Raw genomic sequence first — 20,190 nt, forward strand, 5'->3', positions numbered from 1 at the left:
ATTGGACGGGTTCTCCACTCCTACGCTCACTCTAATATATATTCCGTTAGGAAAAACACAATTTCGTGCTATAAGTATCGGCCCAGCGGCGGGCGATCCATACGATTTTCATCTGGGACCCGGTAAAGGTTCTCTAAATCTAAAAATAACCAGAACTAGTGAGAATTCAGTCCATTATACCGAAAAGGAACAAGAATTCAGTGATTTGTAGCGCTAATGCTTAAAAGATGGAGATCTCTGCCAAAGACGCCCTGCAGATTGAAAGCGGCAAGGATACGAACATCCTCGGCAGCACGGTGCAAGGCAACAAGGTCACAGCAAAGATCGGCGGCAATCTCAACATCGAGACCTTGCAGGAAAAAGAAACCTACGAGGAGAAGAACACATCGGCGGGCTTCAACTTCTCCTGGAGCATGAATCAGATGCTCGACCCGGTCGGCTCCGAAAAAATCCTCCGCTCCTTCTCCAAGCCCATGATCGGTTCATCGGTCAGCAAGGGAAACCTGGAATCCTACTACTGCAGCGCACATGAGCAGGCAGGCATCTTCGCAGGGAAAGACGGCTTCGACATCTACGTCGAGAAGAACACCGACCTCAAGGGCGCCGTGATCGCAAGCGACGCAGAAGCGGAGAAGAACCGTCTCAGCACGGGGACGTTCTCTTTCAGCGGTTTGGAGAACGGTGCGGACTACAGCGCAAAAAGCATAGGCGCCGAGTATCACCACTACGGCAGCTATGACAAGATGAGCCGACAGGAGAAGAACAAGGTCTATAACACCATAAGCCTCTCCCCCAACCTCTCCATGCCGGCCAAAGGCGATGCAAACAGCACGACAAGTTCTGCTGTAGCGCAGGGAACCATCGACATTCGCGAGAATCCTACGCAGGACATCTCTGCCTTGAACCGCGATACAACGAACACGCTGAATGAGCTGGGCAGAATCTTTGACAAGCAGACGATTGAAGAACAACAGGAACTTGCCAAGGCTTTCGGCGAAGAAGCCTTCCGCCTCGCCCATAACCTACCCGATGACGGCAGCGGCAGAAAAGTCGCCGTCCACGCCATCATCGGCGGCATCATGAGCCAGATCACGGGAGCTGGCTTTGCTTCTGGCGCCATCGGTGCAGGCGTAAACGAGGCGATCATTGGCGAGATCAAGAAGATCAAGGATCCCGGCACTGCACAGATCGTCAGTGCGATTGTAGGAGCTGCGGCGGCTAAGGCGATCGGTGGGAATGCGGGTTCTGGTGCGACTTCGGCAACTAGTGGGACGAAGAACAATCATGCGGCAGCGGCTGCTGCAGTTGCCGCTGCCGTTTCATCACAGTCGCCCAGAATTGTTCAACTCTTAGAGGAAGCATTACCTCGAATAAGCTATGCTATTGTTTTTTCCAGCGGAGTACAGTATATCCAAAATACAGATACAAAAGAAGCTCTAGCCAAAATAGAGGAAAACGGACATTGCATACTTGAGAGAGCAGATTCGGCACTAGAAGCTGTTTTGCAAAAACTTGGAATATCCTATTCCACTTCATCGTCGACAGACAATACTAGGCATTACATCTTAGATTCAACGACAGTGACTCCTTGGGATACTCCCGGATACCCGTTTATGCTTCATCCCTACATACCAGACTCTAACCGAGAAACCTATACAGATCCTTTATTCATTTTTCGAGAAGATTGGGCAAAAAATATCCCAGATGACAACATATTCTTCACAAGAAAGTCTGAAAAGGAGAAATCAACAGATCGACCTTCATGGGCTAAAGGCTTACGTCCAAATTCTGGAGAAAGCGGCAAGGAATTTGCAAAAAGGATTATGGACGAACTATATGGAAAAGGGAACTACGATAAAGGTCCAAGGAGTGATTACAATAAATTAAAGAAATGGGGCGATCGCGGTGGAAAGAACAAATAAGGCAACCGTTGTCTATATGTTATTACATGTTTACGATCTGGCCAAATACAACATAGAAGCAAAAGAAATCGGAATTTACAGCAGTCGCAAAAATGCGCAGGATGAAGCGGCAAGATACATGAAGCTGGGCGGTTTCCGCGACTATCCATATTCTTGTTTTTACGTGATAGAATATGAAATCGATGCTTGTTATTGGCTAGAAGGATTCATCTCCCGAATGACCCCGCAGAACATCTCCTGCGATATCCCCCTTTGGGCAAGCGAGGAACAGGTACGTGAAGGGGAGCGCCCTCGGCAATTTCTCAAGAGGATCTTGGCTAAGCATGGAAAATCGGAGAACCCGAAAAGCAGCTTCTTCTCAGAAGAATCCGGAGCCCTGCTACGGTATGCCAGAATTATCCTAGAAGCGAAGAGGTGATAAGTATGGAATACTGTTATGAACTAGGACATTGCTACGAAAATGAACGTGGCATTGATATATTCAAAACGCTCGGCATTTTTTCAACGAGAGAAAAAGCTGAACAAGCGCAGATCATGTACAGTAAAAAACCTGGCTTCCGAGATTATCCGATGGACTGCTTTTACATCGACAAGTATCGCATAAATGTCGGTGGCTGGGATACGGGCTTTTTGCATGATGACGACGACTTCGATGAATAAAGCTACGTCCCAAGAACTTCGAGGTGAACCTACTTGATAACACTCAAACTCCCATCTGCCCTCCTACTCGCAGTAGCCATCCTCCCCCTATCCGTCTCTCCCGCCAATGCTGCTCCACTTTCACAGCAAGAGCAGCTTGACCAGTCGCGAGCGCAGGAGGCGGCACGGCAGGAGCGGCTGCATCAAGAACGCACGGAGGTCGATACGCCCCCTCTCCCTTCCTCAACGCTCCCTGCCGATGAAACGGTTCGTTTCCCCATCGCCAAGGTCGTGCTTGAAAATGACTCTGGGAAGTTCTATTTCCTGCGCCACATCTCCCGTGACTATGAAGGACGCGAGCTTTCTCTCAAGGATATCAATGAAGTCATCGGTAAGATGAATCGAGAACTTATGGAGCGTGGCTTTTCCACGAGCCGTGTCGTTATCCCTGAGCAAAATCTTTCTTCGGGAGAGCTGCACCTCGTTTTGCAGATCGGACGCATTCATGCCGTACGCTTTGCGGAGGGCAGTGATACACTCTATACCTACAACCTCTTCCCGTTTCGCGAGGGCGATGTCTTGAATGTGCGCGATATTGAGCAGGGGCTTGAGCAGGCGAAGCGCCTGCCTTCGCAGGATATTGCCGTGAAACTCCTGCCAGCACAGGAGCCGCAAATGACTAACCTGATGCTCACGGTGATGCGCAGCAAGAATGTCTACGGTACAATCTCCTTCGATGATTCCGGTCTTAAGGATACAGGAAAACTGCAGCTTTACGGCAGTGTCGGCGTCGATCAGATATTTCAGCGCAATGATATCCTTCGCATCGGCATGAATCTCGACGGCGCACAGGACGGCTATGCGAAGGGCACGCGCGGGCATAATGTCAGCTATACGATTCCTTACGGAGCGCATACGTTCACACTTTCTTACCAGCGGTCAAAATACCATCAGACAGTCGAGAGCCGCCCTTATGATTTCATCAGTGCGGGCGATACGAATATTTCTATGTTTTCCTGGGATTATGCGCTACATCGCTCTGCTTCTATGAAAACGAGCTTGGATATTCGTCTTCGGAAGCGCAATTCACACAGCTTTATCAACGATGTGGAGATTCCGATTCAAGCGATGCACCAGACATCGCTTGAAGTCGGCTATGCAGAGCGGCTCTATATCGAGCGGGATACGCTTTATTTCCGTATCGCGCACCGTTTCGGACTCGGTTGGCTGGGCGCACAGGAGGAGAAGACTTATCCGAATGCGCCGAAGACGCGCTATCGCCTGTGGTTCGTCGATGTGGATTATGTCCATCCGTTTACTTTCGATCATCGGCCTGCAACATTCACGAGTTCCTTACACGGACAGTGGACGATGAACGAGCAAAGGCTCTATGGCGTGGATATGATCAGCATGGGCGGACGCTACACCGTGCGCGGCTTCGATGGCGAGGTCACGCTGATGGGAGCAAACGGCTGGTATCTTAGAAATGAATTTGCGACGAAATTTCCAAAGCAGCAGGCAGAACTCTACCTTGGACTCGATGTCGGTGCCGTCTACGGCTACGGCGCCGATCTCTACAACGGGCATGTGCTCGCAGGCGCAGCAATCGGGCTGCGCGGTGCGATAGATACACTTTCCTATGACGTATTCGCCGCTGCGCCCATCATAAAACCCGAGGGATTCCATACGCCGGATGTGACGTATGGGTTCTCCCTCGGGTTGAAATTCTAGGGATTCATTCTCCAACATCAAGCCCAATCCCGCCCTTGAAAATCTTCTTGTTACTCCATATTCTACACGCTCACTTCCGTTCCATCCCGAAACATCACCGTCATGCCCTTATCCACGGTCACGCACTCTACCATACTCGCCCACAGCTGGCTGTCGAACTCTGCCACAGGAGCAGTCCGCGCCTTAAGCGTCCGCTCGAACACTGCCAATCGCTCGGACTGCGCTTCCTTAGCAGATATGGCGTCCGTCACCTCGTCAAACCGTGCCTTGGCGGCATCGTACCGCGCCACAAGTCCCTCGTAGTGCTGTAGATACTCCTCTTGATTCTGTGCAATGCGGGCGTTCTGCATAACGCATTTCTCCGTCATCTCCACCAACACCGCCAGTTCCTGCTGCAGTTTGGCTTTCTCCTCCATGAGCGCCATCGTGTCGCAAAGGGTCTGCCGGACGAGTCGCGCATTGGCGATGATCTCCTCCCGCTCCGTCACCAGACGATTGAATGCCGTAACAAATGCTTCCTTGATTTCATCCTCCGTCACATGGGGCGTTTGGCATTTCTGCCCGTCGTATTTATTGTTGCAGCGGTAGATGGTGCGCCTGTACTTATCTGTTGAGTGCCAAACCTTAGAACCGAAATAGCCGCCGCACTCGCCGCACCGGATTTTCCCCGAGAAAATGCTCACGCCGCTGTATCTCCCGCCTTCCCGTGTGCGTCGCTCCATCTCTCGCTGCACCATCTCGAACACGGCAGTGTCGATGATGGCAGGATGGCTCTGCTCCACGAAGTAGCTCGGCACTTGTCCGCAGTTCTTGACGGCTTTCTTGGTGAGGAAGTCCGGCGTGAAGGTCTTTTGAATCCTCGCACAGCCCGTGTATTTCTCGTTGGCGAGGACTCCTCGGATGGTCTTAGCGTTCCATTTCTCCTTGCCCGTGACCGTCAAGATATGTCGTGCGGCCAGTTCCTTGGCAATTCGGCAAGCCGTCATACCCTCAAGGAAAAGTCGGAAGATGAGCCGCACGATCTTGGCCTGCTCCTCGTTGATGGCAAGATTTCCATCCTCGCCCTTGTCGTAGCCGAGAAAGCGCGAGTATCCGACGGAGAACTTGCCGTCTGCGAATCTCTTCCGCAAGCCCCATGTGACGTTCTCAGAAATGCTCCTCGCTTCCTCCTGCGATAGGCTGGAAAGAATCGTCAAGAGGATTTCGCCGCGAGCCTGAAATGTCCAGATCGCCTCTTTTTCAAAGTAGACCTCGATGCCGTTTTCCTTGAGTTTCCGTATCGTTGTGAGGCTGTCCACCGTGTTTCTTGCGAACCTCGATACAGATTTCGTGACAATCAACTGAATCTTGCCGTCCAGAGCGTCCTGCACCATGCGGGTGAATCCCTCACGCTTTTTCATGGAGGTTCCCGTCACGCCTTCATCCGAATACATTCCGGCGAACTCCCAGTCCGAGCGGCTCTTGATGTAGTTGGTGTAATAATCCACTTGGGCGGCGTAGGATGTTTTCTGGTCTTCGTTGTCCGTGGAAACTCGCGCATACGCCGCGACTTTCCGCTTGGCTGCAGTTGCCAGCGGAACTTCCGAGAATTTATGGATGCTGGCGGGGATGACCGTCACACTTCGCATCGCGCTCACGTCCTTTCCATCGTTTGTATTCCGCTCGCCGCCGCATTTGAACGGCATCGAACGTCTCCTGCGTCACCAGCGGCTCGTGGTCGTTTTTGATGACCTCTTCCTTCCCACTCTCGGAGAACTGCGCCTTGATTCGGCGAACACCGAGGTAGAAGTCGCTGTCCAGCGTGTAGGCGATCAGCTTGCGCGATATTTTCCCGTGAATGCTGCCATAGCCGTCGGCTTCCAGTTTTCGTGAGATGTCAGTGATTTGCCAGCCGTCGAGATAGTATTGGAATATCAGCTGAACCGCCTCGGCTTCTTTGGGAACAAGCACATAACCGTTTTTGCTCCATCGGTAGCCGAAGGGCTTCTTGTGCGGGTCGGTGTACTTCTTTTCCGCTTGATCGAAATAGTGGATTCTCGCCGTCTTGACCGTGCCATCGTAGAAGTGGAATTCCAACACATCCGCATCGGTGGTGAGGATTTTCTCTACGGTCTTGGCAAACACATTCTCGTCAAATTCCGTCAGTCCCAACACCTCGCAGGAAGCCTCGCGCAGTCGATACCCTCGGATGTTTCCGGCTTTGCACGTCCGCTTGCGGATTTTGTCGTAGCAAAACCAATGCTCCTGCAAGCCGTCATGTCCGTTGGTTCTGGTCGCTCCCTTGACAAAGTGTGCTCCGCATTTGCCGCAGATGATTTTTGCCGAGAAGCAGCTTGGCTTTACGATGCGATGTGCCGCTGGGTTGAAGTCGTAGCTGTCCCTGATTTTTGCCTGCACCTTCTCGAACGTCTTCCGGTCGATAATGGCAGGGTGGTTGTCCGTAATGTAGTAGCGCGGCAGCTGCCCCTTGTTCTCGATGATTCTGTGTGTCCGAGGATTTTCCGTGATATAGCGTTGCAGGAGAACGTCTCCGACGTAGACCATGTTCCGCAAGGCGTAGCGAATGAACGGCACGGATGAAGCATGTCCGTGTTTCTGCAGCCAGCGGGATGTCTGACTGAGCGGAATATCCTTGAGGAAATTGTCGTAAATCACCCGGATGGCATCTGCCTCTTCTTCGCAGATGACGAAAGACTTGCCGTCCCAGCGGTAGCCGTAAGCTGCTGCGTGCCATTGCTCCCCTCGCTCGAATTTCTTCTGAATCGACCACTTGGCATTGTCGGATTGGCTGCGGCTCTCCTCTTCCGCAAAGCCCGCCAAAATTCCGAGCATGAGTTCCCCGTCTGCTGAGAGGGACTGGATGTTCTCCTTCTCGAACCACACGTCAATCCCGAGAGATTTCAAATGCCGCACGGTTTCCAACAGGTCTACCGTGTTTCTGGCAAATCTTGAAATACTCTTGCAGAGAACAATGTCGATGCATCCGGCATCGCAATCCTCGACCATTCGCTTGAATTCTGCCCGGCGGCTAATCCCACCGCCGGAGATGCCGCTGTCGGCGTACACCCCGACATAAATCCATTCGGGATTGTTCTGGATGAGCTTGCTGTAGTAACTGACCTGTGCCGAAAGCGAATGGTTCAGCCTGTCCGATTCCACGGAAACACGAGCGTAAGCTGCCACTTTCTTTTTGGGCGTAAGTGTCGCTACGGTCGGTTCTATGCGTGTAAGCTTCAATTGTATCACCCTTCATCATATATCCCTCAACTCGGGCAAGGAGTCAACGGTATTTCCGCATATACTGAGCCGATCAGCGGCTTATATTTTTCGAGGAAGATTTGCTCGACCTTAGCGTATTCCTCCAAAGAGATCAGCCCCGCAGAACGCATCCGACGCACCATGCCCATCGTGGCCTGGTACATTTTCTCGCGCTGAAACTGTTCCTTTGTCATGGGCGATCACCTCCGAGTGCGGGCGCTCTTGCATCCGCCAAACCGCTCGGCGATATAGCACGCATGAGAGCAGTATTTCCTGTGGCTGTTGCCGTAAATCTCGAAGGTTCTGCCGCAATGACGGCACACCAATGGATAGACAGCTTTTCGCTGCACGAGATGCAGATGGCTGTTCCACCACTTCTGGCGGCAGGCATCGGAGCAGAACCGCCGTTTCTTCCTGCCGGGAATCTGCTCCATCGACTTGCCGCAGCATTCGCAACTCAAGCCAACATCCGCAGCCTGCGGCTTGACTGCCTCCGGCTTTGCTGCATTCATCCTGCGGCAAAAAGACTTCACGGTGTTCTCGGACAAGCCGATGTACTGCGCGATTTTCTTGTAGCCCACGCCCTTCATGCGAAGGTCTTTGATTTGCTCCTTTTGCTCTTCTGTCATGGTATTCTCCCCTCTCTACTATTGAAAGGACAGAAAGCCGAATTTTTAGCGGATGTTTTCATAAAATCACCTCTATAAGAGAGCCACGGCAAAGGTGAAACTTCATGGATTTTGGGCAAAAAAATAAGCCCGGCAGGATTTCCCCCGCCGGGCTTCGTTCCTTTATCCGAGCATCTGTTTTTCTCGTATCTCCTTCATGGCTTCCTGCAGCTTCTTCGGTACGGGAAGTCCCATTCTCGCTGCATGTCCTACAATCGAGATGCCCTCGTTCGACAGGTAGAAGAAGATCACCGCCGAACGCAGGACGCAGCCGCTGCCGATGATGTGGATGTCGAGCACGTTTGCCACGCCGACGAGCAGGAAGATGGCGACTTTCCGCACGATGCCCTGAAAGCCGATCTCGCTCGACAGGTTCTTGTCCAATACGGCGCAGAGGACGCCCGTGATGTAATCTACGGCGATAAATACGACCAGTGCGTAGAGCAGATGGTCGAAGTCGCCGAGGAACTCGCCGACAAGCACGCCGACGCACGCCGACCACCAGCGAAGGTTCATAAGGTTTTCCATTATTTTTTGCCTCCTTGAATTGCATTTTTCAACGTCTTTTCCCATGTCTTTACGTCCCGCACACGACGGAAGCGGAACGTGTCGCAATCACCCTCCGCCAGTTTTTGCAGCAGACCGTCTTTGCATAGGTACAGTCCGTTCTCGAAAGGATGAACTTCGTCCCATCCCCACTCGGGAGGATATACCTCCGGAACTTGATCCTCTCCTGTGGTGAACATGGAAAGCGTCTGCGTGGTTACGGAATGCACGCCAAGCAGATACTGCCCATCTCCGATGCGGAGAATCGTAAAGCGCGTGCCAAGGCGGAAGCACCCAGTGAGGATTTTATCTCCTGTCGGTGTGAAAATGGTCAGTATGATGCGTTCGGGACGGGACAAGAAGTTAGCGCCCGTCGGCGCGTATTGGTTCCACATGTAGTAGTAGCCGTCGTGGATTGGAAAATTCTTTCCTCTCGCACCCGTGTGTTTTTCACTTTTCCGTATGAACCCCTTTTCGTTCAGGCGTGCATAGTCATGGAACAACTGACGCGCACCTCCAGAATCCACATAATACACTGTGTTGGTTAATTCTGTGCCGGGTCTCTTCTCGTTATATCTGTCGTCTGAGGATGCGTCGATTTCCAAATAGAAGCCCCAGTTCCCTTCGCAGTCTATATGTCCGCCTCCAGTGACGATGCTTGTGTAGTGCGGCAGTTTGAACATCTCATAATACGGCCTGAGATCGTGCGCGGCGATTTCTTTCCTATTCTTTTCCACACGGACAGCGCCCAGAGGACTCGGCCACATCCCGTCTTCATCCAATGTCCAATAAACGCCCGTAAGCGTAAAAATATTCCCGGCTGCATCCATGTCTGCATCAAGAAGCTGCTGCTTTCTCTGCGGATACGGATGCGGCAGAAGATGTGCGGCGTGCGCCCCCAGATAAAGAAGCCCTCTGTATTCATAGTCAACATGCAGATTTCGCAACACTCCTCTTTGATAGATGCAGTGCCTTGCACCAACATAGACGGGAACGCCGCTTTCCCTTCTTTTACCGAGCACAGGCGCACTGCCGCCTGTGGATTCATGTCCATAGATGCAGCGGCCGTCCGTCCACACCCAGTCGCCGCTATGGACGCTTCGATTGCCGATGACGGTGAGCCACTTCCCTTCGGCGAGAACTTTCTTTCCTCTCACTTCCGTCACTCTTGCTCTGTGCATATTCTCACGCTCCTAAGATAATCGCCGTGCCGCCCTTGGAAATCTGCACCCAGACGAGTGCACCTTCTTCCGTGCTGCAGTCTACGACAGCTTTGAACGGATAGGAGCGCGATCCGATGCGCACTCTGCCGCCTTGAATCACACCCCTCTGCGCCTTGCCTTCCTGCCTCTCTCGTGTATCTTTGACGCTCTTTCCAAGCATGTCAGCTAGTCCTTGCACACCGTTCATAATCAGTACCACCTCGTCATCTTTATGGTTTGCTTGAGGGAGCGTGGCGTAAGCTCGACGGCATTCGACTGCAGGAAATATTCTTTGCCCTCGAATTTTATGCGCTCGGTGAAATCAGCGATATGCCCGACATCCGGCACACCGTCTTGAATATTCGCAAAAACTTCCAGCGTGACGGTTTCCTGCGTCTTGCGGTTGAGCCAGAGAATCGCCTGCGTCAGTTCTTTGAGGTACGCTTCGCCTTTCACGGGAAATTCCGTATCAATCAGCGATGTGAAGGGCGCGTCCTCTTCGTCACGCGAATAGCTTGAACCGAGGCTCAGATTGGACTGCTCGACCGTGAAGCGGCTTGCCTTGCCGCCCGGTTTTCCCTGCGAGAGGGTGCTGCCCTCAAGATTGCCGTCGACATAGACGGTCGTCGCATACCAGCCATAGCCTAGTGGAGCGTGGTAGATGATGCGCTCCGTGCCGCGCTCGTTGTTCCAGTCCGTCCAGTCGTATTCCGTGTGCTTTTTTCCATCGTTGATGGGTTCTGTCGTGCGCTCCCATTCTTTGACGAGATACACATCACGCTCGGTTTCGGCATAGGTGTATTCCGTGCGACTTGTGGAGCCGTCCTTGTTGTGCGTCTGCTTGCTCGTCAGATATTCGCCATGGTAGGTGTATTCGGTCATGCCTTTCTCGTTCGTTTCACTTGTCAAGAAGCCGTTGTGGTAGGTGCGGCTCATTTCTTCCCAAGAGATTGTGCCTGTAAAGGGAATCGGCTCGGTATCTTCTTCGTTGTAGGCGTTCCCCGCCATCTCCGAGGCATGGCCGTTGTGCCACAAGGAGCGCACAAGGCGGCGCTCCACGGTTGGGCGACTGTGCGGCCAGTCCGTGATGTCGAGGACAGATGCTTCTCTGCCGCGCTGAACGATATGCAGCGTATCTTCGCGGATGAACACATTGACCTGTCTCTGCGGCAGTTTCGCCGTCCAGCCAAAAAGCGCGGAGATGAAGTCTTGATATGTCATGCCACTGTCCTCGAAGTTCTGCGACGGCGTGAAATCATCGCACGCCCAATGGAGCTGCAAGCCGAGCGCGGCGGCGATAGACTGCGCGTAATGGGAAGCCTGTGCTTCTTTCACGAAGATGTGAATGGCAGAGTAGAGCGTCGCGTCCTTGCTGTACGTTCCTTTTACCGTTTGGAGCAAGTCCCGTTGGAGGGTTTCTTCCACGAGGAAGGAGAAGCGATAGTCCAAGATCTGACCGCGCACGGCATCGCCGATGGCAAGCGGCTGTGCTGTCTCCATCTGAAAAGTATCGGAGAGCGTCATCTCGCCGAGCGCGACGGCAAAGGAGCGGATGCCGTGAGCGCGGAAGTTGTCGGCGATCTGTGATACGGCACGCTTGCTTCTTCCTCGGGATGTTTTGACGTATTCGAGCACATGAGGAATGCGGAGCAAGGTATCGAAGCGGACGCGCACTAGCGCTACGACGGTACGGCGCAGGGCGGCTTTGGCGACATTTCCCCTGCCGAGTCCACGCTGCATCCTTACTGATATGCGATTCTTGATGCCTGGTGTGCGCTTTGTGTCTCCACGAACCGTCTCGCGCTTGACGACTTCACGCTCCGTCGCTCCGCGCGGAATATTGTAGTTCGGCGAGAGCGTGCGGTAGGTGTCGCAGTGGATGCGAACATAAATGCCGCCAACGCATCTTCGCGTGGCGGCAGAAACTGTATCGTGATATGCGACACGCCGCAGGAGCTTGGCACCCGTCCAGTCGATGGCGGAAGAAGTGACCGTGCGTCTTGTATCTGCAGCAATGCGGTTGGTGCTGCAAACCTGTCTTTGGCTGTCTGCTCTTGCTTCAGCTGTTTCAGCAACTTGGCGCTCGGTATCTACACTCATCATTTCCCTGTGCTTGGGCGCAGGAAGAATCGACGCGCATATTTTCGGATGCAGGACTTCTTTCCCTCGGGGAATCCATGCGATGCACATCTTCGGCTGCAGGACTTCCTCGCCGATGGGAATCCATGCGATGCAGGTTTTCGGCTTCAGCAAGACGTCCATGCGCTATTCCCCCGCTTTCCAGCCAAACTTTCTCGCTTCCATCTCCGCCATGCTGAAAGATGCGCCACGTCCGTCCCAAACAATCGCCGTCGTCTTATCCGTCAATTCATGTCTGCCGTGTTCCGTCACTGCTCCGCTCACATCTTCCAAGGCTGTGAGCGTGCAGATGCCTGTTCCCGTGCGATAGGCGGGAGCACCGAACAGCGTGACGCCGGTCACTTGGGAATCTGCACCATACGTTGCGGCAAGCGCCGCCGTATCCATCGTCTGCAAAATCTGCTGTCCCGCAGCCGTCGCCCGATAGCTTCCGTCGCCGCCATCTGTCATATCCGTGACCGTCAACTGAACGGACAAAAGGACAGCCTGCTCTTTCATGTTGATATCCTCGTCAGACAAAATGATATTGGAAAGCAACGCATCATCCGTATCCGCATAAATGCTGATTTCCTTCGCCTCTCGAAGATCCATGTAAAGATTCGTCCGTTTGCCAATCTCATGTCCGTTGACTATGACATGGAGCATCGCGTCGTAATTGAGTCCCTGCTTCATATGAAACCATATGGTATTGACGTCATCGTGCTTCATATGTTTTCTGGCATCAAAGTAAGAGGTGTTACTGTTCGCCCCGTAGACAGTCCAATAGTCATTGTACCCGCGGATTTTGACCCTGTTCTTTTCGCCGAATTGAAGCCACGCCGTCGAATCCAGGTTCTTCCCGCTTTTGATATATACGTCGAACTTGCCGTACAGCTCGGTCAGCGTATAGGGAACGGCAATGCCGCGTATCTTCGGCATCCAGAAGGATACGCCCGTCTTGCTGTACTTTGCATCCCGCACCGTTTTGTCGCTTCCCAAGTCAATCAAGTCGGCATACCCCGGATTGATGTACTTGAACGCCATGCCATCGCCTCCTCAGACTTCTACGATCAGCCCTTCCGCCTGTACGTCAACGGTGGTGTCATTCTTCGGGCTTTCATCGGACGTGCTCATCGCCTTGACCCAGAAGATGACGTTGCCCTCGCCGACGCTTTGCAGGGAGATTGTGTCTTTCCAGTCAGCGGATGCCAAGACCGTATCTGCCGTGTAGTTGTTGTCTTGAGCGGCTTTCCACTTGGCGGCATTCTTTCCAACGAACTTGATTGTGACCGCGCCTTCGACCTTGTAGCCGGAATCGCAGCGCACGGCGCATTTGACGGCTTTCTCCTCTTCTTTTGCGGCATCCAGCAGGACTGCGATGGGAGAAGTCTCCGTATCCGTGCTTGCTTCCGTGCCATCCTTCATGCGGTTCGTAGGATTGTTCATATAAATGTGCAGCTTGTTCGCCATAGTCATACCCTCCAAAATTCCAGTGTGAGCTTATAAACTTGCGGGAAGTGCGGCACATAGGCATATGCCTTCACCGTCACGCGCAAATTGTGCCAGATATTCCCCGCCTCGTCCGTAACGTCCACTTTCTCGCGAGCGTCCCAGTATCTCTTGATTTTCTCCCAATCCGCCGCCAATACCGTAACGGTGCAGGAGATGCGGTCGCCTTGGGCGACGTGTCCGAAATCCTGCACGACCACGCCGCCGACGATTTCCACCATGCGCTGACGGTCGTCGGGCAAGACCTGCCAGTTCTCCGCTTCGAGCGTCCGTACATCACCAATTTGAATATGAATTGGAATCCCCTCCCAAAGCACGCTCGACAGCAGGACGGATGCGGTCGGCCACATGATCTGCCAAGAGCCGCATCCCCTCGTTGTCCTGTGTCACGGCATTCTCTATGTTCACCTGCACTTCGATGTTTGCCGTCGATGTAGGACGGCTTTCTCGCCCAGAGGAATTCACCGTCGGAGCAATATTGAGCCTGTCCATAACCTTCTGCGTCATGCCGCTTTCAAACGTTCCTGCAAGGCGTTCCATCACTTCATTGCCGAGCGTAATCTTGATTTCTCCCGACTCTCTTTCCCGGCGCGGAGCAAAGTTCGGCAGAATATCTTCCAACGCTGTCTGCCTTGCTCGTTGAAACCGTTCCAGTTCTTCGGGACGGAAATTCAGATCGTCCTTTGTCAGCCCATTCGATTCGCGCAAGTAGTCCAACAACCCACTCGTGCCGCCTTTGCGGAATGCTTCCAGTTCTTTCTTCTGGCTCTTGAGAGCTTCCAAGGCGGCATTCCTTCGGGCATCGAGTTTTTCCTTCTCCGCCCACTTCACAGCCTTCACCTCGTCCAAGCCCTTCTGCATCCACGCTTTTTTCTCGCGCTCGATGTCCGCCAGACGGTTTTCCAACGAAGTCTTCCATATAGCGTCAATCTTGGAGGCTACCTCTGACTCCCACTGCTCCATGATGCGAGCCTTGCTCGCCTCTGCCCAGGTGGCGGCACTGATCTTGTCCAAGCCTTGACGGCGATAGGCACGCTCTTCCTCGTCTATCTGTGCGAGATGCTTCTCCAATTCCGTATGGTGGATGGCGTTTACCTTATCCGTTACATTCCGTTGGAAATCCTCGTAAATCTTCGCCTGCTTCTGCAGCCGATATTCTTCTACCATCTGCGCGTCCGCACCCGACTGACGAAACTTCTCCGCTTGTCTGGCAGCCTCATGCAGCGCATTTTCAAGGTCGCTGTGCGAAAGCGTGTACAGGCTTTCTTTCAAGTCCTCGTTTGCCTTAGCGGCGGCACGGACGGCAGCGGCATTCTCCCGTGCCGCTTTCGCCCCTTCTTTCTGTGCGCGACTCTCGTCCTGCAGAGCCTTTTCCGCTTCTTTTGCCGCCTTTTTCTCAGCTTTAAGCGCATCATCCGCCGCCTGCCAGTCCTTGAACTTCTGACTGCTTGTGGCGGCTTCATAAGCTCCGATGCCGCCGACGATCGCACCACCGATGCCACCGACAAGCGTACCGCCGCCCGGCTCTACCAGCGTTCCCGCCACAGCACCCGTACTCGCACCGACGAGCATCGCGTCCACCGTGGTCTTGATGCCGCCGTGCTTGGCAAACGTGCCAATATCGTGCAATGTTTCTTTTACGGATTTCGCATTGATGCCGATGCTCTCCATGGCATCCGCCACGCCATCCAAGACATCGACGGAAGCACGAGCAAAAGCGTCGACCACATCGGCAAGCTCCTCGATAGAGTCCTTGTTGTCTTGGATGCAGGCGATGAGGTCTTGGAATCTGTCTATGACATTTGGCATTAAGTCTTCCGCGACAGGCAGGAGTGCAGAGCCGAGGGCGAGCTTGAGCTGTCCCGCCTCCATCTCCATCTCACGCCATTTGAGATATGCTTGATGCGCTTCTTCTGGATTGAGCAATCCCGTCGTCTTGACGTGCGAGGCGACTTCCATAAGGTCGTCATACTGTTCCAAGACAGGGATAAGCGCCGCGCCCCTTGCTCCGAGGACTTCGGCGGTGAAAGCTTCTTCCATTCCGGCATCGGCGGCGCTTCGATAGCCTTTAGCAAGACGTTCCAACTGCTCGTTTAGCCCCAAGAGATTGCCTTTTTCGTCTGTCAAGGCTATGCCGAAACGCGACAGGGCTTCGGTTGTGACATTTCCCTTCGCACCTGCCGACTCCATCTGTCTATCGAGCCTTGCAAAGAGCGGCACGAGCGAGTCGATGTTTGTTCCTGCCAAACTAAACACGCGGCTCATCTGTGCGGCTTCCGCCGTCGTCGTGTGCAGGCGTTTCGTCAGACGGTAGATACCCTCGCCCGCCTGCATCGCGTCGTGCGTGATGTTGAACAATCCCGCACCCGACGTGAATACTGCCATAAGAGCCGCTGTCTTGGCGTTCAAAATGGACACGCCTTCCGACAGGCTGTGAACGCCTCCTTTGGCAGCTGAAAAGCCCGCCGAAAGTTTCTGCCCCATCGCCTTCATCTCGGCATTGAGCTTTCTAAGCTCCGCTTCAAGCTGTGCGACCTGCCGTTGCTGCTTCAAAAGATTCGTTTCGGCATAGCGCGTACGTGCGCCGTCCTTGTCCGCTTTCTGCACATCCTTGAGCACGTTGGCGAGGATTTCTTCTTTTTTCCTCTGAATGTCCAACTGGCGGTTGATGGCTTCGTATTTGACCTTGATCTTGTCAAGCTCCGTTCCCGCGCCGTCGAGCTTGGCGAGGTCGACGTCCATCTTGAGCTTCAGCTGACTGCTCTTGCTGTTGAGCCTTGAAATCGTCTCGGAAACCGTGCGCCCTGCCGTATCGAAATCGAGCTGCAGGCGTGCGATGTCCAAGCCGAGACTGATATACAGCTCATCGATTTTCTGTCCTCTTGCCATGTCACATCACATCGTCAATGAAAATTTCCTGCCTGTCCTCGGTCTGCGTTATTGCCAAAAGCTGATCTAAGAGAAAGGCGATCTCATGAGCGTCGACCTCCTGCATCGTCCAGCCGTAAGAGGACTGCAGGCGCTCGTAGTAGCGCAGAATGTTTTGATACGGGGAAAGCTCTACGCCTTCCCCGCCTCGTCGTTTGGGAGTTTCACGAGTTTCTGGAAGGTCAAGAACTGAATCCAGCGGAAAAGTTCCCGTGTCAATGGCACGATGTCCGCGACCTCGATGTTGTCGTCAATGGCTTCTCTCGTGACTTCCTCACGGTCAAAGGCGAGCAGGATGAGGTCGATTTCCGCATCGAGGAACTCTTCGACGCTGAGGTTCTTTTTGTCCTCGTCGAAGAAGGCAAGAAACCTGCGCCACACTTTCATCTTGGGCGGTTTCGGCGCATACGTTTTGCCATAGAGCGTGATGGTTGGTGTTTCCATCAGAGTTTTCCCGCCTTTCCTTATACGCTTTCATACCACTTCGTCCCGGTTTCGGCGGCAAAGCCTGTCGCTTCCTCGTCGGCTTTCGCATACGACTGCCCGTCCGACAAACGATAGATCGCCTTTGCCGAGATGGTCGGCGTATCGTACTTGATGTTCTCTTCCTTCGTGTTGCCCGATTCCGAAGGCTCGACAAATTGGACTTTGAAAAATTTGGTGAACCTCTTCTTGCCGTTTCGCTTGTCCGACTGGAACATGACGGCGAAATACGGCGGCACGTCGTCCTTGTTCGCTGTCATGACGCCCTTGTCAATCTTGTGCCCGAAGAGATAGGCGACGTATTCCAAGGGGAGCGCCGATGTGTCGAAGGTCAGATCGTACGAGGCGGTATTGGCCGCCGTATCTACGGACTGACCGTCGGCAAAAAGTTCCGCCTGGCTCGTCTTGGGCTTGATGTCCACTTTTCGCAGAATCTTACCCAAGCTGATGGGCGATTCATACGTCGCCGTACCGTTCGGCACATCTGTCAGCATCTTGGCGATATGCAGCTTCTCCACATTGATGAACTGCCCGCTCGTGAGATTGGCGGCGGGCGCTGTTACGCTTGGACTTGGCATTATTTCTCAACTCCTGTTCCTGTTTTGAAATCCATGATTTTCACGAACGCCTGCTTTTCCGCCAACTCCATCGATTGATAACGGCGAAAGCCGAGGCTGTCCATGACCTTTCTCGCGGCATCCTCGATTTTTTCATACGCGCCGTCCTTCGTGAGGATGTGCAGACGCACGGTCACGCGCCGCTCCATCTCCATGCCGTCCGCCGACAGCGCGGGCACATCAGAGATAACGGAATATACAAGGACGGGATAGCTTCCCGCATCGGGACTTCTCCCGTGGTAGATGCCGTTTCGATGGAGCAGTCTTGTAAGTGGCTTGTATCTCGCCAATGCCTGGTAGACCTTGCTCGCTGTGCTCATTTTCCTTCCCTCCGCAATGCAGCCTTGACGGCTTCGACGATGTTCTTCTTGATGGCATCCCTCTCGGCATCAAGCGCGGGATAGAGAAACGGCTGGTTGATCTTCGGACTGAACTCGACGAGCTTGCCGTATGCTGTGCCGTCCTGTGCTTTGGCATCCGCCACGATATGCCAAGACGTGCCGCCCCCGCGCTTGACGCAGTGGATGGAATCTCGAAGCGCACCCGGCACGACGCGCTTGTCACGCCCCCGATAGACGGGACAGCGGCTTTTCGCCTCCGTCTTGACGGCTTCCGCTCCTTCTGCCAAAGCCCTTTTCGCCGCATCCATTGCGCCCTTGCCCATGCGGTTCAGCAATTCTCTCGTAGAAACAAAGTCACGGCTCATCTTCCACCAACTCCCTGCACTCAATGACAAGCCATCTCTTCCTGCCGTCCATGCCGTAAGGCGGCGCTTTGATTTCCAAAGTCTTATTTCCCCACTGGATGAAGTCCGTATCTCGGATGTCTTCCCGATAGCGCATAACGACGCGATACTCGACTTCCTTGACCTGCTCGGCATACCCGTCCGAGATTTTCGCTGCGAACGGCAGTATCTTTGCCCAGCACGTGCAGTACGGCTCACGGCTCTCCTCGATAAGATTACCTGCCGCATCTGGCGCATCTCGCGGACGCAGCACCGTGATGCGATGACGCAGTTCGTTGACACTCACATACACTAGAAACTCTCCTTTCGCTCGCCAAACAAAAGAGCACGAAGCGTCAGGGCGAGCTTCCGATGGTCAGCCTCCTCGCGATGCTCGTAGAGATACGCAACGGCATAGAGAACCGCTGTCCGCGCCGCTTCCTGCTTCTTGACTTCCTTCCACGACTTGGCACGCAAAATTGCCAGTGAAAGCTGTTCCGCCGTATCTGCAAGGGAGGTGAGCAGGCTGTCTTCGGCATCCGAGTCGATGCGCAGGTAGCCTTTGATTTCTTCGAGCGATACAAGCATAGGAACGCATCTCCTTTCCATCAAAGAAGAAGCCGCTGCACCCATTGATGTAGCGGCTCTTCCTTTTCCTTATCCCTTGATCTTCAACAGCTGCACGGCTTCCGCCAGCACGAGCTTGCCGTCGACGCGCTCCTTCATAAGGTAGGCCACCATGCCGTTCCCCGCAAAAAGCTCCTTGAGTTCCTGCAAAGAGCGCGTGCCGCGATCGCCGATGTTGTAGTAGGCATAGTCGCCGAAAGCAAGTGCGATCTTCCCTGCTGCAGCCGCCGGCATATATGCCGAGGTGTGAACGGGGTATCCGAGCAGACGGTCGGGTTCGCCCATCTGGTACGAAGGCTGCCAGAGATACGCGCCATTGTTGTCCTTGAGCTTGCGGATGGCGGCGAGCGTCTGGTCGTTGACGAGGAACGCCGCATTCTTGCGGTAGGGACGCTTGAGGCTGTAGACGAGTGTCACAAGTTCGTCTGCCTTGATGTCTGCCGCCGCTGTGGTGAGGGAAGGCTGCCCCGTAGCGAGAAGCCCCTTCGGTTTATGCACGCCGTCGCCATTGAGGAAAGCATCCTCTTCGGCATTGCCTAGAGCCTTGCCGAACTGCTCAATGAGGTAGTTTTCAAGGTTGAAGGCATTGTCGTAGAGAAGTTCTTCTGTGACCTTGACTGCAACGTGCAGCTTGTGCGCGTCGAGGACGATCTGATCGAAGGTCGCATCGCCGAAGGTGAGTGGTGCGCCTTCCTCAATCCAAGATGCCGCAGGCTTCGTGGCCGCGATGTTGATCTTGTGCTCGCCGCTCGTCGTGATCGTCGTTGCAAGGGAACGCAGGACATTTTCCTCGCTGAGGATGTCAATGAGGCGCTTGTCGTATTCCTCCGGCACAAGATAACCGCCGCTTGCGTCCGTGCCTTCCTGCAGCACATTCTCAACTTGGCGAAAGTTCGTGCGCAGCGCCTTGAGCATTGCGGCGCGGTAGGTATCGCTCGCCCTGCCCTGCTTGTCCTTGTCCAAAGACGCGCCCGGCATATTGGTGATTGCCGCCGCCGTCGGTTTTGCCATTTCCACATCGAGAATCGCCTGACGCTCCATACGCTCGATGTCCTTGCCGAGCGCGAGAACCTCGTTTTCCATCTGTTCGTATGCCTTGGCATCCTCCGCCGAGAGACTTCCTTCCTGCGTGTGTTCATCCAAGAACGCCTTCGCCTGCTCCCAGAGAGCCGCACGCTTTTCACGCATTGCCAAAATCTTATCCATTTTATTTTCCCC

The 20,190-nt window shown here is 53.8% G+C and carries 22 protein-coding genes and 1 pseudogene; 4 read left to right on the top strand and 19 right to left on the bottom strand.

All coding sequences use genetic code 11. From position 1 onward, the window contains the following. Positions 1 to 230: 230 nt before the first annotated feature. The 4 genes and pseudogenes from ACO5Z0_RS09540 to ACO5Z0_RS09555 all read left to right on the top strand — a co-directional run. Positions 231 to 1,922, top strand: a pseudogene (locus ACO5Z0_RS09540) (hemagglutinin repeat-containing protein); the annotation flags it as partial. Further along, positions 1,906 to 2,340 carry a DUF7336 domain-containing protein gene (locus tag ACO5Z0_RS09545; RefSeq protein WP_485650107.1) on the top strand — a complete coding sequence of 145 codons (435 nt, stop codon included), beginning with the start codon at positions 1,906 to 1,908 and terminating at the stop codon, positions 2,338 to 2,340. The pseudogene ACO5Z0_RS09540 and the gene ACO5Z0_RS09545, both read left to right, overlap by 17 nt. A 5-nt stretch (positions 2,341 to 2,345) precedes the next feature. Continuing rightward, on the top strand, positions 2,346 to 2,582 hold the full coding sequence (locus tag ACO5Z0_RS09550) for a DUF7336 domain-containing protein (RefSeq protein ID WP_485650108.1): 237 nt from the start codon (positions 2,346 to 2,348) through the stop codon (positions 2,580 to 2,582). A 33-nt stretch (positions 2,583 to 2,615) separates the two neighbouring features. Next, on the top strand, positions 2,616 to 4,292 hold the full coding sequence (locus ACO5Z0_RS09555) for a ShlB/FhaC/HecB family hemolysin secretion/activation protein (RefSeq protein WP_485650109.1): 1,677 nt from the start codon (positions 2,616 to 2,618) through the stop codon (positions 4,290 to 4,292). A 62-nt stretch (positions 4,293 to 4,354) separates the two neighbouring features. Here the strand turns inward: ACO5Z0_RS09555 and ACO5Z0_RS09560 are convergent, their stop codons facing one another. The 19 genes from ACO5Z0_RS09560 to ACO5Z0_RS09650 all read right to left on the bottom strand — a co-directional run bounded on the left by ACO5Z0_RS09560 (position 4,355) and on the right by ACO5Z0_RS09650 (position 20,178). Then, positions 4,355 to 5,920 (bottom strand): recombinase family protein, encoded by a 1,566-nt coding sequence (locus ACO5Z0_RS09560; protein WP_485650161.1) that lies wholly within the window; start codon positions 5,918 to 5,920, stop codon positions 4,355 to 4,357. Beyond that, positions 5,883 to 7,538 carry a recombinase family protein gene (locus ACO5Z0_RS09565; protein ID WP_485650110.1) on the bottom strand — a complete coding sequence of 552 codons (1,656 nt, stop codon included), beginning with the start codon at positions 7,536 to 7,538 and terminating at the stop codon, positions 5,883 to 5,885. Before ACO5Z0_RS09565 ends, ACO5Z0_RS09560 begins: the two co-directional genes overlap by 38 nt. Before the next feature lie 17 nt (positions 7,539 to 7,555). After that, entirely contained in the window at positions 7,556 to 7,744 is a 189-nt protein-coding gene (locus ACO5Z0_RS09570) for an SHOCT domain-containing protein (RefSeq protein ID WP_485650111.1), read from the bottom strand. 6 nt (positions 7,745 to 7,750) lie between these two features. Beyond that, a complete protein-coding gene (locus tag ACO5Z0_RS09575) occupies positions 7,751 to 8,179 on the bottom strand; it encodes an RNA polymerase subunit sigma-70 (protein ID WP_485650112.1) in 429 nt (142 codons plus the stop codon). A gap of 162 nt (positions 8,180 to 8,341) precedes the next feature. Continuing rightward, positions 8,342 to 8,746, bottom strand: coding sequence for a phage holin family protein (locus ACO5Z0_RS09580; protein WP_485650113.1), 405 nt, complete (start codon positions 8,744 to 8,746; stop codon positions 8,342 to 8,344). Beyond that, positions 8,746 to 9,945, bottom strand: a complete 1,200-nt coding sequence (locus ACO5Z0_RS09585; protein ID WP_485650114.1) for a hypothetical protein — start codon at positions 9,943 to 9,945, stop codon at positions 8,746 to 8,748. The genes ACO5Z0_RS09580 and ACO5Z0_RS09585 overlap by 1 nt, the downstream gene beginning before the upstream one ends. A 4-nt stretch (positions 9,946 to 9,949) precedes the next feature. After that, complete coding sequence (locus ACO5Z0_RS09590; protein WP_485650115.1) at positions 9,950 to 10,174, bottom strand: hypothetical protein; 225 nt, start codon at positions 10,172 to 10,174, stop codon at positions 9,950 to 9,952. A gap of 2 nt (positions 10,175 to 10,176) precedes the next feature. Then, positions 10,177 to 12,228, bottom strand: a complete 2,052-nt coding sequence (locus ACO5Z0_RS09595; RefSeq protein WP_485650116.1) for a hypothetical protein — start codon at positions 12,226 to 12,228, stop codon at positions 10,177 to 10,179. A 3-nt stretch (positions 12,229 to 12,231) separates the two neighbouring features. Then, on the bottom strand, positions 12,232 to 13,128 hold the full coding sequence (locus ACO5Z0_RS09600; RefSeq protein ID WP_485650117.1) for a hypothetical protein: 897 nt from the start codon (positions 13,126 to 13,128) through the stop codon (positions 12,232 to 12,234). Positions 13,129 to 13,140: 12 nt separating this feature from the next. Then, positions 13,141 to 13,554 carry a hypothetical protein gene (locus ACO5Z0_RS09605; protein WP_485650118.1) on the bottom strand — a complete coding sequence of 138 codons (414 nt, stop codon included), beginning with the start codon at positions 13,552 to 13,554 and terminating at the stop codon, positions 13,141 to 13,143. A 2-nt stretch (positions 13,555 to 13,556) separates the two neighbouring features. Beyond that, positions 13,557 to 13,943, bottom strand: a complete 387-nt coding sequence (locus ACO5Z0_RS09610; RefSeq protein WP_485650119.1) for a phosphoribosylformylglycinamidine cyclo-ligase — start codon at positions 13,941 to 13,943, stop codon at positions 13,557 to 13,559. Beyond that, positions 13,870 to 16,482: a phage tail tape measure protein gene (locus ACO5Z0_RS09615; RefSeq protein WP_485650120.1), complete on the bottom strand. Its 2,613-nt coding sequence runs from the start codon at positions 16,480 to 16,482 to the stop codon at positions 13,870 to 13,872. Before ACO5Z0_RS09615 ends, ACO5Z0_RS09610 begins: the two co-directional genes overlap by 74 nt. A gap of 171 nt (positions 16,483 to 16,653) precedes the next feature. Beyond that, positions 16,654 to 16,965 carry a phage tail assembly chaperone G gene (gene gpG / locus ACO5Z0_RS09620; RefSeq protein ID WP_485650121.1) on the bottom strand — a complete coding sequence of 104 codons (312 nt, stop codon included), beginning with the start codon at positions 16,963 to 16,965 and terminating at the stop codon, positions 16,654 to 16,656. Between the two features lie 20 nt (positions 16,966 to 16,985). Further along, on the bottom strand, positions 16,986 to 17,582 hold the full coding sequence (locus ACO5Z0_RS09625; protein ID WP_485650122.1) for a major tail protein: 597 nt from the start codon (positions 17,580 to 17,582) through the stop codon (positions 16,986 to 16,988). Then, positions 17,582 to 17,941: a tail completion protein gp17 gene (gp17, locus tag ACO5Z0_RS09630; RefSeq protein WP_485650123.1), complete on the bottom strand. Its 360-nt coding sequence runs from the start codon at positions 17,939 to 17,941 to the stop codon at positions 17,582 to 17,584. The genes ACO5Z0_RS09625 and gp17 overlap by 1 nt, the downstream gene beginning before the upstream one ends. Next, positions 17,938 to 18,327, bottom strand: a complete 390-nt coding sequence (locus ACO5Z0_RS09635; RefSeq protein ID WP_485650124.1) for an HK97 gp10 family phage protein — start codon at positions 18,325 to 18,327, stop codon at positions 17,938 to 17,940. The genes gp17 and ACO5Z0_RS09635 overlap by 4 nt, the downstream gene beginning before the upstream one ends. Beyond that, on the bottom strand, positions 18,317 to 18,658 hold the full coding sequence (locus ACO5Z0_RS09640; RefSeq protein ID WP_485650125.1) for a phage head closure protein: 342 nt from the start codon (positions 18,656 to 18,658) through the stop codon (positions 18,317 to 18,319). The genes ACO5Z0_RS09635 and ACO5Z0_RS09640 overlap by 11 nt, the downstream gene beginning before the upstream one ends. After that, the gene (locus ACO5Z0_RS09645) at positions 18,658 to 18,933 is read right to left on the bottom strand and encodes a head-tail connector protein (RefSeq protein WP_485650126.1); all 276 of its coding nucleotides are present in this window, start codon (positions 18,931 to 18,933) and stop codon (positions 18,658 to 18,660) included. The genes ACO5Z0_RS09640 and ACO5Z0_RS09645 overlap by 1 nt, the downstream gene beginning before the upstream one ends. Positions 18,934 to 19,002: 69 nt before the next feature. Then, positions 19,003 to 20,178 (bottom strand): phage major capsid protein, encoded by a 1,176-nt coding sequence (locus tag ACO5Z0_RS09650; protein ID WP_485650127.1) that lies wholly within the window; start codon positions 20,176 to 20,178, stop codon positions 19,003 to 19,005. Between the last annotated feature and the right edge of the window lie 12 nt (positions 20,179 to 20,190).

It is taken from the genome of Selenomonas sp. (assembly GCF_057272215.1).